Origin of the sequence: Mitsuaria sp. CC2, assembly GCF_048957715.1 — a bacterium.
Taxonomy (GTDB): Bacteria; Pseudomonadota; Gammaproteobacteria; order Burkholderiales; family Burkholderiaceae_C; genus Roseateles.
Genome location: NZ_JARVXN010000038.1, coordinates 100,379 through 113,560, shown reverse-complemented (window position 1 = coordinate 113,560; position 13,182 = coordinate 100,379). Strand labels below are relative to the sequence as shown.

At 69.5% G+C, this 13,182-nt stretch carries 12 protein-coding genes; 6 read left to right on the top strand and 6 right to left on the bottom strand.

Going from position 1 to position 13,182, the window contains the following annotated elements:
* Positions 1 to 10 precede the first annotated feature (10 nt).
* The 3 genes from PV762_RS24885 to corA all read left to right on the top strand — a co-directional run bounded on the left by PV762_RS24885 (position 11) and on the right by corA (position 2,660).
* A complete protein-coding gene (locus tag PV762_RS24885; RefSeq protein ID WP_421037682.1) occupies positions 11 to 1,090 on the top strand; it encodes a Fic family protein in 1,080 nt (359 codons plus the stop codon).
* Positions 1,087 to 1,539: a GNAT family N-acetyltransferase gene (locus PV762_RS24880; RefSeq protein WP_421037681.1), complete on the top strand. Its 453-nt coding sequence runs from the start codon at positions 1,087 to 1,089 to the stop codon at positions 1,537 to 1,539. The genes PV762_RS24885 and PV762_RS24880 overlap by 4 nt, the downstream gene beginning before the upstream one ends.
* 152 nt (positions 1,540 to 1,691) lie before the next feature.
* A complete protein-coding gene (corA, locus tag PV762_RS24875) occupies positions 1,692 to 2,660 on the top strand; it encodes a magnesium/cobalt transporter CorA (RefSeq protein WP_421037680.1) in 969 nt (322 codons plus the stop codon).
* A gap of 81 nt (positions 2,661 to 2,741) precedes the next feature.
* On the opposite strand, the gene PV762_RS24870 is transcribed toward corA, so the two are convergent.
* The 5 genes from PV762_RS24870 to PV762_RS24850 all read right to left on the bottom strand — a co-directional run bounded on the left by PV762_RS24870 (position 2,742) and on the right by PV762_RS24850 (position 8,800).
* Positions 2,742 to 3,806 (bottom strand): tartrate dehydrogenase, encoded by a 1,065-nt coding sequence (locus tag PV762_RS24870; protein WP_421037679.1) that lies wholly within the window; start codon positions 3,804 to 3,806, stop codon positions 2,742 to 2,744.
* Positions 3,807 to 3,865: 59 nt separating this feature from the next.
* On the bottom strand, positions 3,866 to 4,666 hold the full coding sequence (gene hpaI / locus PV762_RS24865) for a 4-hydroxy-2-oxoheptanedioate aldolase (protein WP_421037678.1): 801 nt from the start codon (positions 4,664 to 4,666) through the stop codon (positions 3,866 to 3,868).
* Between the two features lie 53 nt (positions 4,667 to 4,719).
* Entirely contained in the window at positions 4,720 to 6,171 is a 1,452-nt protein-coding gene (locus tag PV762_RS24860) for an NAD-dependent succinate-semialdehyde dehydrogenase (protein ID WP_421037677.1), read from the bottom strand.
* A gap of 32 nt (positions 6,172 to 6,203) precedes the next feature.
* Positions 6,204 to 7,730: a UxaA family hydrolase gene (locus PV762_RS24855; protein WP_421037752.1), complete on the bottom strand. Its 1,527-nt coding sequence runs from the start codon at positions 7,728 to 7,730 to the stop codon at positions 6,204 to 6,206.
* Positions 7,731 to 7,792: 62 nt separating this feature from the next.
* Complete coding sequence (locus tag PV762_RS24850) at positions 7,793 to 8,800, bottom strand: tripartite tricarboxylate transporter substrate binding protein (protein ID WP_421037676.1); 1,008 nt, start codon at positions 8,798 to 8,800, stop codon at positions 7,793 to 7,795.
* Between the two features lie 206 nt (positions 8,801 to 9,006).
* Between PV762_RS24850 and PV762_RS24845 the strand changes: the two genes are divergently transcribed.
* Positions 9,007 to 10,008 (top strand): LysR substrate-binding domain-containing protein, encoded by a 1,002-nt coding sequence (locus PV762_RS24845; protein WP_421037675.1) that lies wholly within the window; start codon positions 9,007 to 9,009, stop codon positions 10,006 to 10,008.
* 68 nt (positions 10,009 to 10,076) lie between these two features.
* On the top strand, positions 10,077 to 11,063 hold the full coding sequence (locus tag PV762_RS24840) for a pentatricopeptide repeat-containing protein (protein ID WP_421037674.1): 987 nt from the start codon (positions 10,077 to 10,079) through the stop codon (positions 11,061 to 11,063).
* 11 nt (positions 11,064 to 11,074) lie between these two features.
* On the opposite strand, the gene PV762_RS24835 is transcribed toward PV762_RS24840, so the two are convergent.
* Positions 11,075 to 12,109, bottom strand: a complete 1,035-nt coding sequence (locus PV762_RS24835) for a hypothetical protein (protein ID WP_421037673.1) — start codon at positions 12,107 to 12,109, stop codon at positions 11,075 to 11,077.
* Between the two features lie 543 nt (positions 12,110 to 12,652).
* Between PV762_RS24835 and PV762_RS24830 the strand changes: the two genes are divergently transcribed.
* The gene (locus PV762_RS24830) at positions 12,653 to 13,132 is read left to right on the top strand and encodes a hypothetical protein (protein WP_421037672.1); all 480 of its coding nucleotides are present in this window, start codon (positions 12,653 to 12,655) and stop codon (positions 13,130 to 13,132) included.
* Positions 13,133 to 13,182 lie beyond the last annotated feature (50 nt).

The following is a 13,182-nucleotide window of genomic DNA, read 5'->3' as shown; positions in this document are numbered from 1 at the left end:
GGAGTCCTCCATGCGACGCGGCCGCTCGGGCAGCTACGAATCCTGGATCGTCGACGGCGAGGCCTGCCGGGCCTTCGTGCCGGCACCGCTCCCCCCGCGACCCGCGCTGGCGCTCGATGCGGCGCTCCAGGAGCGTCTGGCAAGCGCGAACCTGGCGTTGGGCAGGCTCGACGGCGTGTCGGTGGCGATGCCGGAGGCCGTCGTGCTGCCGCCCCTCCTCGTGCGCAAGGAGGCGGTGATGTCATCGCGGCTCGAAGGCTCGCGTGTTTCGCTGGCCGACCTGCTGCTTGAGGAGGCGGGCGGTGTCCCCGCAGCGCCGCCAGGCGACGTGCGCCAGGTGCTCCGCTGCGTCGTGGCCATGGAGACCGGCGTTGCCCGGATGCGGCAGGGCCTGCCGATCTGCCTCCGGCTGATCGATGACATGCACGAGCGGCTGATGCCGCATGCACACGGGGCCCGAAGTTCGCCGGCGCATCGGCCGGGCGGGGGACTGCCCGAACTGGTGCGATTCATCAACGACGACGCTCAGCGCCAGCCGGCGCTGATCAAGGCGGCCCTGGCGTCCCTGCAATTCGACGCGATCCCGGCCCGTCCCGGCGGAAACGGCCTTCTCGGGCGCCTCCTGGTCCCGTTGATGCTGGTCGCCGACGGCGTGCTGCGCGACCCTCTGCTGCCCCTGTCGCTTTCCCTCGATGCACATCGAAGCGACTACGAGAGACTGCGCCACGAGGTGCGCGAGCATGGCGACTGGGAGGCCTGGATTTCCTTCTTCGTCGCCGCGGTGGAGGTCGCCGCCCTGCATGCGGTGAATACGGCATTGGCGATCAGGCGCCTCTTCGATGCCGACGGCGCGCGGCTCGCGGCGCTGGCCGAGGACGAGGCGATGCGGGTGCATCATCTGCTGCTCAGCAGTCCGGTGGCGAGGGCAGGCGACATCGCCGCCTGCCTGCGCGGGACCTCCGCGGTCGTCGATCGAGGCATCGCGGCGCTGGCGTCCATGGACATCGTCCGGACGGTGTGCGGAACGGCAGGGCAGGGCATCGTGGTGTACACCGCGTATCTCGACCTGCTGAATCGCGAAGACCCATGAGCGTTCTCATCCGCCCCGCCGTTCCGTCCGACATTGCCGCCTGCATCGACCTGCGGGGGCGCACGCGCGAGAACGCGGTGCCTGCCGCGCGGCTGGCCGAACTCGGCATCACCGAGGCGTCCTGGTCCGGCCAGGTCCGCGACGGCGAGCTGCCGGGATTCGTCGCGGAGTCCGCCGGCGTGCTCGCCGGCTACTGCTTCGGCGACGCCGGCAGCGGCGAGATCGTCGTGCTCGCGTTGCTGCCCGGTCACGAAGGCCACGGCCTCGGCCGCGCGTTGCTGGAGCGCACCGTCGCCCACCTGCGCGGGCTGGGGCATCAACGCCTGTTCCTCGGCTGTTCCGACAACCCGGCGCATCGCTCGCACGGCTTCTATCGCCGGCTCGGCTGGCGGCCGACCGGCGAGCGCGATGGTCACGGCGACGAGGTGCTGGAGCGCCTGCCCGACTGATCCCGTCGCGTGCGAAGCCAGGGGGCGGGCCCCTCGAACAGGGCGTGTCCCCCTCGGTTTCTCTTGATGCGAGCTTGATGCCGGACGGGCTACTCTCGGGAGAGCCCTGAGCCCCAGGGCGGTCGTGCATTCAAGAACAAGCGGGACATCCCATGCTCATCAACTGCGTCGCCTACCGCGACGGCCGCCGGCTGGCCGATATCCAGCCGGAAGAGATCAGCGACTACCTCCAGCTGCCCGACTGCTTCGTCTGGGTCGCGTTGCGCGACGCATCGACGGAAGAGGTCCTCGCGATGAAGGAGGAGTTCGACCTGCACGAACTCGCCGTCGAGGACGCGCTGCACGGCCAGCAGCGACCCAAGGTGGAGGAGTACGGCGACACGCTGTTCGCCGTCATGCAGACGGTGCAGTTCACGCCGACGGACGAGCTCTGCACCGGCGAGGTGTCGATCTTCGTCGGCAACAACTTCGTGCTGTCCATCCGCAACCGCGTCGCGCAGAGCCTGCTGGGCGTGCGCGCCCGCGCGGAGAAGGAGCCGCACATGCTCAAGCGCGGTCCGGGCTTCGTGATGTACGCCATCATGGACGCGGTCGTGGACCGCTACTTCCCCGTCATCGAGGCGCTGGAGACGGAGCTGGAGGCGATCGAGTCGCAGATCTTCGAACCGGGTGTCACGCGCGAGAACATCCGCCGGGTCTATGAACTCAAGCAGCGGGTGACCGTGGTCAAGCATGCGGTGTCGCCGCTGCTGGACGCCGTCGGCAAGCTGGTGCGCGGCCGCGTGCCGCCGGTCTGCGAGGACACCCGCGAGTACTTCCGGGACGTCTACGACCACCTGGAGCGCATGCAGTCGGCACTGGACTCGTTGCGCGATACCGCGACGACCGTTATCCAGGTCCATCTGTCGATGGCGGCGATCGAGGACTCGGAGACCACCAAGCGCCTCGCGGCCTGGGCCGGTATCTTCGCGGCGGCGACGGCGTTCGCCGGCATCTGGGGCATGAACTTCGAAGTCATGCCGGAGCTCAAATGGCGCTTCGGCTACCCCGTCGCGCTCGGCGTGATCGCCGCGACCTGCGGTGTTCTCTTCTGGCGCTTCCGCAAGGCCGGCTGGCTCTAGCGCGCCCGCTCTCCGGAGAACGCCCTCTCCCGCAGTGCGGGAGAGGGGCTCAGAAAGAGCTCAGAAAATCCAGGGATCAGATCAGATCAGATCAGCGATCGCCTTGCCCATCTCGGTGGTGTTCGCCGTGCCACCCAGGTCGCCCGTGCGCGGCCCCGACGCCAGCGTCTGCTCGATCGCCTTGAGGATCGCGTCATGCGCGTCCTGCTCGCCGAGGAACTGCAGCATCAGCGCGCCGGACCAGATCATCGCGACCGGGTTGGCGATGTTCTTCCCGTAGATGTCCGGCGCCGAGCCGTGCACCGGCTCGAACAGCGACGGGAAGTTGCGTTCCGGGTTCAGGTTGGCCGACGGCGCCAGGCCGATGGTGCCGGTCGTCGCCGGACCCAGGTCCGACAGGATGTCGCCGAACAGGTTGGACGCGACCACCACGTCGAAGCGCCCGGGCTGCAGCACGAAGCGCGCGCTCAGGATGTCGATGTGCTGCTTGTCCACGGTGACCGACGGATACCCGGCGCCGACCGCATCGGCGCGTCCATCCCACCACGGCATCGAGATGGCGATCCCGTTGCTCTTGGTCGCCACCGTCAGGTGCTTGCGATCGCGGCTCTGCGCCAGCTCGAAGGCGTACTTCAGCACCCGGTCCGCGCCGAAGCGCGAGTACACCGATTCCTGGATCACGATCTCGCGATCGGTGCCCGCGTACATCACGCCGCCGAGGTTGGTGTACTCGCCTTCGGTGTTCTCGCGCACGACGAAGTAGTCGATCTCACCCGGCTTCCGGTTGGCCAGCGGGCAGGGCACGCCGTCGAACAGGCGCACCGGGCGCAGGTTGATGTACTGGTCGAATTCGCGACGGAACTTCAGCAGCGAGCCCCACAGCGAGATGTGGTCCGGCACCGTCGCCGGCCAGCCCACCGCGCCGAAGAAGATCGCATCCTGGCCTTCCAGCTGCGCCTTCCAGTCGTCCGGCATCATCTGGCCGGTCTCGCCGTAATAGTCGCAGCTGGCCCACCCGATGTGGGTGAACTCGAACGGGATGCCGAAGCGCTTCGCGGCGGCGTCCAGCACGCGCAGCCCTTCGGGCATCACTTCCTTGCCGATGCCGTCGCCGGGGATGACGGCGATCTTGTACGTCTTGCTCATGGTCGTGCTTTCGATCGTGAATTCAACAGGTGTCCTGAACGGTCGTTCCGGGCAGGCGTTCAGTAAGGCGAACCGGTCGGGGCTGGCAGCGGCGGGGCCAGGTCGAAGTCTGCCGCAAGACGGCGCGTGGCCTGTGCGAGCAGCGTGACGTCGATGCCGACCGCCACGAAGGTCGCGCCCAGCGACAGGTAGTGCCGCGCGAGCTGCGCGTCGCCGGTCAGCGTGCCGGCGGCCTTGCCGCTGGCGACGATGGTGCGGATCGCGTCGTCGATGGCGGCCTGCACCTCCGGGTGGGTCGGATTGCCGCGATGGCCCATCGAGGCCGCGAGGTCCGCCGGCCCGATGAAAACGCCGTCGACGCCGTCCACGGCGCAGATCGCCGCGAGGTGCTTCAGCGCCGTCGCGGTCTCGGCCTGGACGAGCACGCAGGCATCGTCGCCGGCTTCGTCCAGATACTGACGCCGCAGGCCCCAGCGGGACGCGCGCGCCACCGCCGCGCCGACGCCGCGCACGCCCAGCGGCGGATAACGCGTCGCGGCGACGACCGCCGCCGCCTGCTCGGCCGTGTCGATCATCGGCACCAGCAGCGTCTGCACACCGATGTCCAGCAGCTTCTTGATGCCGTCCTTGTCCGCGTTGACCGCCCGCACCACCGGATGTGCCGGATAGGGCGCCACCGCCTGCAGCTGCTGCAGCGTGCTGGTCAGCTCGTTGGGGGCATGCTCGCCGTCGATCAGCAGCCATTGGAAGCCGGCGGTCGCGCAGAGCTCGGCGCTGTAGGCCTGGGCCATCGACAGCCACAGCCCGACCTGCGGCCGGCGCGCGGCCAGGCCTTGCTTGAAGGTGTTGGAGAAGTCCATGGAGGCGTGCTTGGATTCAGGCGTCGAGGCGGTCGTCGGAGCGCTGGACGGACTCACGACAGCCCGCCCTGGCAAACGTACTTGGTGTGGAGGTAGTCGTCCAGCCCGTGGGTGGAACCCTCGCGGCCGTAACCGGATTCCTTGACGCCGCCGAAGGGCGCTGACTCGGCCGCGATCGCGCCCTCGTTGAGGCCGACGATGCCGCTCTCCAGCGCGTCGGCGACGCGCCAGGCGCGGGCGATGTCGCGGGTGTAGAAGTAGGCCGCCAGGCCGAACGGCGTGTCGTTCGCGGCGGCGACGACCTCGTCCTCGGCCTCGAAGCGGAACACCGGCACGACGGGACCGAAGGTCTCTTCGTGCCAGAGCAGCATCCCGGTCGTCGCGCCCGTCAGCACGGTGGGGGCGAAGTAGTTGGGACCGGTCGCGATCTCGTCGCGCACGCGCTCGCCGCCGGTGATGACCAGGGCGCCGTGCTCGACGGCGTCATCCACATGGCGCTCGATCTTGTCCAGCGCGCGGGCGTTGATCATCGGGCCGATCTGGGAATCGGGACGGCTGGCCGGTCCGACCTTCAAGGCGCGGACGCGCGCGGCGAGCTGCTCGACGAACAGGTCGTGGATGCCGGCCTGCGCGAACACCCGGTTCGGGCACACGCAGGTCTGGCCGCCGTTGCGGAACTTGGCCGCCATCAGGCCCTCGACGGCCGCGTCGACATCGGCGTCGTCGAAGACGATGAACGGCGCGTTGCCGCCGAGCTCCAGCGAGAGCTTCTTCAGCGTCGAGGCCGATTCACGCGCGAGATGCTTGCCGACCGGCGTCGAGCCGGTGAAGGTGATCTTGCGCACACGGGCGTCGGCCAGCCAGACGTCGACGACCTCCGGCGTGCGCTCGCGCGACGCGCACACGATGTTGAGCACGCCGGGGGGCAGGCCGGCCTCGACGGCCAGTTCGACCAGGGCCAGCGAGGTCAGCGGCGTGTCCTCGGCCGGCTTGGCGACGACGGTGCAGCCGGCGGCGAGCGCCGGCGCGATCTTGCGGGCGATCATCGCGGCCGGGAAGTTCCACGGCGTGATCGCGGCCACGACGCCGACCGGCTCGCGCAACGCGAGCATGCGGCGGCCCTGGACCGGCGCGGGAATGACCTCGCCGTTCGAGCGCGTCGCTTCCTCGGCGAACCATTCGACGTAGCTCGCCGCGTAGGCGATTTCGGCGCGGCCTTCCGCCAGCGGCTTGCCCTGCTCCTGCGATATCAGCGCGCCGAGGCGGTCCTGGTCGCGCAGGATGAGGTCGTTCCAGCGCTTGAGGAGGGCCGCGCGCTGCTTGGCCGGCACGGCGCGCCAGCTCGCGAAGGCCGCGTGCGCGGCGTCGACGGCCGCGGACGCGTCTTGCGCGCGGCTGTCGGGCACGTCGGTGATGAGGCTGTCATCGGCGGGATCGACGACCGGGAAGCGGTCGCCAGCGGCCGCGTCGCACCAGCGACCGGCGATGTGGTTCTGCGTCTGCATGGGGGAGCCTCGGAGGCGGGAAGAAGGAAAACTCAGCTCACGATGCCCAGATGCCAGGGCACGAACTCGTGGTCGCCGAGGCCGAGCAGCTCGCTCTTGGTCGGCTCGCCCGACGCCGAGCGCAGGATGTGCTCGAAGATCCGCTGGCCCATCTGCTCGATGGTCAGCGCGCCGTCGATGACCAGGCCGCAGTTGATGTCCATGTCCTCTTCGAGGCGCGTGAACATCGGCGTGTTGCTGGCCAGCTTGATGGTCGGCGCCGGCTTGGAGCCGAACATCGAGCCGCGCCCGGTGGTGAAGCAGATGAGGTTCGCGCCGCTGGCGATCTGGCCGGTGACGGCGACCGGGTCGTAGCCCGGCGAATCCATGAACACGAAGCCCGACTGCTCGATGGGCTCGGCGTATTCGTAGACTTCCTGCAGCGGCGTCGTGCCGCCCTTCATCGCGGAGCCCAGCGACTTCTCGAAGATGTTGGCCAGGCCGCCGGCCTGGTTGCCCGGGCCGACGACGCCGTTGAACTGGCCGTTCTGGCCGCGGGTGTATTCCTCCCACCAGGCCAGCCGGTCCAGCAGCTTCTGCCCGACTTCGGGCGTGACCGCGCGGCGGGTGAGCATGTACTCGACGCCGTGGATCTCCGGCGTCTCCGACAGGATGGCGGTGCCGCCGTGGCGCACGAGGATGTCCATCGCGGCGCCCAGCGCCGGATTGGCGCCGATGCCGGAGAAGCCGTCCGAGCCGCCGCATTCCAGTCCGATCTTCAGGTGCGAGGCACTGACCGGCTGCCGCGTCACGCGGTTGGCGATGGGGAGCATGGCCTCGACCGCGCGGATGCCGGCCGCTATCGTGGCGCGCGTGCCGCCGGTGTCCTGCATCACGAGCGTCTTCAGCGTCTCGCCGGGGACCAGGTGCTGCGACTCCATCAGGCCGGCGACCTGGTTGCGCTCGCAGCCCAGGCCGACGATCAGCGCGCCGCCCAGGTTGGGGTGCTTCGCATAACCGGCGATCGTGCGGCGCAGCAGGTCGAAGTGGGGGCTGGGCGAGGACATGCCGCAGCCGGTGGTCTGCGCGAAGGCGACCACGCCGTCGACGTTCGGATAGTCCTTCAGCCGTTCCGGCGTGAAGTGCTCGGCGATGCGGTTGATCGCGGTCGACGAGCAGTTCACCGACGCCAGGATGCCGATGAAGTTGCGCGTCGCCACGCGGCCGTCGGCGCGCACGATGCCCATGAAGGTGGCGCGTTCGGACTCGGGCAGGTAATCGACCGGCTTCACGTCGGCGCCGAAGGCCGGATCGCGGTCGAACTCGACCAGCGCGATGTTGTGCGCGTGCACGTAGTCGCCAGGCTCGATGTCGCGCGCGGCGACGCCGATCACGGCGTTGTACTTGCGGATCGGCTCGCCCGCGGCGATGCGGCGGGCGGCGATCTTGTGGCCGGCCGGGACCTGCGCCTTCAGGCGCAGACCGAATTCCGGCAGCTCCTGGCCCAGCGTCAGCACCTGGCGGGCGATCAGGACGTTGTCGTCGCGATGCAGTCGCAGCAGCGGCGACGAGGTCGCCATCGCGGCCGACGCGGCGGCGACCGCGTCGGAGGTGGTGGCGCCGGCCGAGATCGCAGTCATGCTCAGCCCTTCGCCAGCAGTTCGCGCAGCTTCAGGCGCTCGATCAGCTGCGTGTCCTTGCGATAGGTGGCGGCGATGTACTTCTCGTAGTCGGGCTGGTCGAGGTACATCACCGGTGAGTCGATGCGATCGCAGGTGGCGATGAAATCGGGATCGGCGGCCGCCTTGCGGAACGCGTCGCGCAGCTTCGCGACCACCGCCGGGTCCATGCCCTTGGGGGCGCCGATGCCGTTGGGCGCGTCGACGACCAGGTCGTAGCCGGCCTCCTTGAGCGTGGGCACGGTGGCGAAGTCCTTGGTGCGCGTCTCGCCCCAGGTGACCAGCAGGCGCAGCTTGCCGGACTTGACGTGCGGGGCCCACGAGGTGGAGTCCGCCACCGCGTCCACCTGGCCGCCGAGCAGGTCCTGCAGCGCCGGGGCGCCGCCCTTGTAGGGGATGTGGTTCAGCTGGATGCCGGCGAGGAGGTTGAACTCCTCCATGCCCACGTGGGTGGCGCCGCCGATGCCGGCGCTGCCGTAGGTGATCATCCCCGGCTTGGCCTTGGCGGCGGCGACGAACTCGGCCAGCGTCTTCCACGGCGAGTCGGCGCGCACCACCAGTCCGAAGGTCTGGCCGTTGACGCGGGCGAGGTAGGTGAAGTCCTTGAGCGGATCGAGCTGCACGGTGCGCAGCTGCGCGAAGCGGGTCACGGAGATCGGCACCTGGCCGATCGTGTAGCCGTCGGGCTTGGACGTCGACAGCACCTTGGTGCCCAGCATGCCGGAGGCGCCGGCGCGGTTCTCGATGATGATGGTCTGGCCGAGCACCTTGCCCGCGGCCATGCACAGCGAGCGCATCGTCACGTCGGCGGTGCCGCCGGCGGGCCATGGGCAGATGAAGGTGATGGCGCGCTCGGAGGGATACGCGGCGGCGTGGGCGGATCTGACGAAAGGCGGCAGCGCGAGGGCGCTGGCGCCGAGGCCGGCGGCGCCGGCGAGCAGGACGCGGCGGCGGTCCATGCGGATGGTCATGTCTTGTCTCCTGGCTCGGGATCGATGCTCGCACCGATCGGACTCGTGGGCTGGGGCCTCGTTGGGCCGGTGCGCCATGGCGCGTCGTCGTCGAGGTCTCGATGCGACGCATTGTGGGCACCCGCTGCATGCGACTCAATTGAAGAACTGGACTGCCTTCATGTCATGAACGGAATGAAGGCGCGCCGGCGTCCTAAGATCGGCCCATGAGCCAGATCGACCGCGTGCTCCGTTCCAACCTGAAGCTGCGCCACCTGCAGATGCTGGTCGCGCTCGACCAGTTCCGCCACCTTGGCCGCGCGTCGGAATTCCTGTCGCAGACGCAGCCGGCGGTGTCCAAGTCGCTGGCCGAGGTCGAGCGCATGTTCGGGCTGGACCTGTTCACGCGTTCCACGCGGGGCACCGAGCCGACGCCCTTCGGCGAGGCCGTGGTGCGCTTCGCCCGCTCGGTGCTGTCGGACTACGCCCGCACCCGCGACGAGATCGCCGCCGTGGCCAGCGGCGCGGCGGGGCGGGTGAGCGTCGGCGCGATGGTGGTGGCGACGCCCGGCCTGGTGGCCGGCGCGGTCGAGCGGCTCAAGCGCCATTCGTCGCTGACGACCGTCCACATCGAGGAAGGCGACCTGACGCGCCTGCTGCCGCGGCTGCGCGTGGGCGAGCTCGACGTGATCGTGGCCCGGCTGGAGCCGGGTTACGCGTCGCCGGACCTGTCGACGGAGCCGCTGGTGGAGGAGGCGATGCGCATCGTCGTGCGGCCGGACCATCCGCTGGCCACGGCCCGCAGGCGCAGGCAGCCGCCGTGGGCGGAGCTCGCCGGCATGCCGTGGGTGATGCCGCCGCCGTGGGCCTCGTCGCGGATCAAGCTGAACCAGATGTTCTATTCACAGCAGCTGGATCCGCCGAGCGACATCGTCGAGAGCGCGTCCTTCCTGGTCACGCTGACCTTCCTGCGCCAGCGCGGGGCGGCGGCCTTCGTGGCGGACAACGTCGCGCGCTACCTCGCCAAGGAGGGCCTGGCGAAGGCGCTGCCCATCGACGTGCCGATCGAGCTCCCGCCGATCGGCCTGTTGACCCTGCGCAACCGCCGGCCGTCGCCGGCCGCGGAGCAGTTCATGAGCTGCTGCCGCGAGACGGCCGCGGGGAAGGACGTCGCGGCGAGGCCTGTCAGGTCGCGGGTCGTCTCCACGGCAGGGGTGTCCCGGAGGTGAGGCCTGGCGGCGGGGAACCTCCCAGCGCCCCCTGTGCACTCGGCGTCTCTTTCATCTCTGGAGATGCCATGTCCTTCTCGTTGCTGCCGGCTCGGCTGGAGAATGTTCAATCGTTGAAGGTCGACGATTCCGCCTCGAACGAGGGGGCGTCTCTGAAGTCGAGAAGACCCGATGACGCCGAGCCGGAAGTGGGTCGAAGGGCGCGTGGCCACCGCTTCCAGCCGTACGGACGGGGGGAACTGCGCAGGCAACAGGGGTCGGTCAGCGGAGCGCGCCATGCACCGATCGTCGACGCGTTCGTTGCGGGTCAGCCGGACGAGCTCGCCGTGCTCAAGATGACGGGCTCGTTGATCCGGCGGTGCGGCGGGGACTTGCCGGCTGCCGACGCTGGCATGCGGGAGCTGAGGCGGGCCGTGTGCCCGCACACCGGGAGGTTCGTCGTACGGGATGTCCACATGTTCACCGCCGTGATCTCAGCGCACGCGAAGGTCGGGGATGTGGAAGGCGCGCGCTCCTGGTTCCTGCACATGCTGAGCCGCAGGGTCTCGCCGAATGTGGTGACCTACAACGCGCTGATCTCGGCGTACGAGAAGGCCGGGGATGCGCAGGGGGCCACTGAATGGTTCGAGTACCTGTTGAAGCAGGGCATCCGTCCTGATCTTGAGACCTGCACGGCCATGATTGCTGTGTTCGAGAGAACCCATCGGTGGAAGGAGGCCGCCGACCAACTGAACGATGCCCTGGCGCGAGGGATTCTGCGGCCGTCGCTGGGTTACGACGACCGACGCAATTCGCTGGACCTTCATCGGTCTGCCGTGGCGACCGGTGAAGCAAGCTCGCGGTCCGGCATCAATCCGTGCCTGGCCCGCAACATCTTCCGTGCGTTGCTGGCTCAAGGTCGTCTTGATGAACGGACGGTCTTCATCGTGGGGCGTCATGGCGACGATCGCCTCAGGCAGGCCATGCGGGCCTGCATGGAGGCAGCCGGATGGACGCCCCGTCATCCGCTGGATCGTCATGGGCGAATCAACGAGGGGGCCTGGGTGGCGATGTAGGCCGCTCCGGCTCACCAACCCAAGGCGGCGTCCCGGAAACTGTCGAGTGCCAGCTCGTAGTTCAGTTCCCCGAGCAGGCCCACCAGCCGGTCGCGGTCCGCGTTCCAGGCGTCGACGACATGGCGCCAGGCCGGTGCCAGCGAACGCGGTTCGGCCTCCTCGTCGGGGATCTCAGCCTCGATCGAGGCCGGCGGCAGGTCCGACGGCACCATCAGCCGCGACGGCACGGGCGGCCGGTCGGCGTCCTCGTCGTACTGCGTGTCCAGGTCGCCCGCGTCGGTGCCGGGATCGATGCGCCAGCGGCCGTCGTCCTGCACGGTGATCCGCGGACGCAGCCAGGGCTCGTGGGCGCGCGGGTTCAGCAGGTGGCAGGTGCGATGGCGGGCGTCGACCACCAGCAGGCTCAGCACCGAGCCGCGGCCGTTGGCCAGTTCCTCGACGTAGTCGGGATGCTCCGGCGGGCCGTCGACGTCGACGACGAAGTAGCGGTCGTCGATCCACTCGCCCGAACCGTTGATCGAGCAGCCGAAGGTCAGCTCCTGCGGGTAGGGCAGCAGCCGGCCGTCCAGCCAGAGCGCCGCACCGTAGGGCATCTCGAAGACGCGCTCGGTGTCGGGGTAATCGGGGGCACGGCCGTCTTCCCACCAGACGACGGCCCGATGCAGCCGGCCCGGGGCGTCCGCGATGCGGAAGCCGGCGGTCCGCCATTCGGGCCAGGTACTCCAGACGCGGGACTCGACGCGCTCGTCCAGCCCCATCGCGCGCAGGTCGCGGGTGCTGGCGTGCTGCAATAGATGCTGTGCGAAGTGCCGCCACATGGCCGGACCCAGCGCGCGCGCGATGGGTTCGGCGTCGCGCAGCCAGTCCAGCAGCAGCGGCACCACCGGCGCCTGGCGGGACCACAGCGCGTGCGCGGCGATCGAATGGGCCCAGCGGCGCTCCAGTGCTTCGTCGCCCGCCGCATCGAGCGGGGAGGGCTCTGTCTCAGGGGCGGCGGGGTCGGGCCGCTCGTCGCTGGACGACAGCCCGAAAGGCGAAGGAGGCATCCCGACGGGCGAGGGCGGGATGGGCGAGGGAGGCAGGTGGTACAGCGGCATCAGGTGGGGCGCACCGGGGTGAGGGAGGCGGTGGCGCAGGACCGTGGGCAGATGAGAGTCCCGGGGCAGGGTGAGCCCGTCGCCGTCGTCGGGGACGCCCGAACGCGGGGTGCGGGGCCGGGTCTTGCGCGGACGGGCCCGCGCCGTTCGCAATGGCTGCCGAGACGGGAGCAGAGGTATCCCATCTATCGGGGATGACATTGCCGTGCCCGCGCACCATCCTGAATTCAAGATGAGGATTGTTTTGGGAAGGGTAGGCATGGCCGAGCACGAGAAAACTGCCGTCGTCACGGTGCACGGTGGGGCCGATCAGGCGCCTAGCGACTCCGTCCGCGCATTAGCCGCTCTACTCACTGCGCGATCGCCTGACGGAACCCGCTACAGCGACGCGACCTACAGCCGCCTGATGCTGCGAGTGCCGCCGGTGCGATCCCGCGGGCGCGCATCTTCGCGCGCTACGTCGCGCTGCTCGAGCATCTGAAGGAGGAAGGTGTGACGCGTGTCGTCATCGTTTCGCACAGCCAGGGCACCGTCATCACGGCCGACCTGCTGCGCTACCTGGCCTACCGTGGCCGACGCGGCGACGACAGCCGCGCGGCGGTGCTCGGCCAATGGCTGGAAGAGATCGAGGTTCACCTGTTCACCGCCGGCAGCCCGCTGCGCCAGCTCTATGCGGCGCGTTTCCCCGACCTCTATCGCTGGGTGCTGGATGGGCCGGAGCTCCGCGAGCTTGGCGTGGACAAGTGGACCAACGTGTTCACCGCAGGCGATTACGTGGGCCGATGGATCTGGCAGCCCAAACCCGAAGGTGCGCAGCGCGAACCGGCCTTCTACGAGCCGGGCGCCGTTGCGCTCGATGACCCGCCGCGCAAAGAGATATGCATCGGCGGCGGGGCCCACACGCACTACTTCGATCCGGACCCCGGCAGCGACGTGGTGGCGCGCTGCATCGACGAGCTGATCAGGCCCTGAGGGAGACGTGGGGCGGGCTGCCTCAGCACCTCGACGGCTGAGCGCCCGAG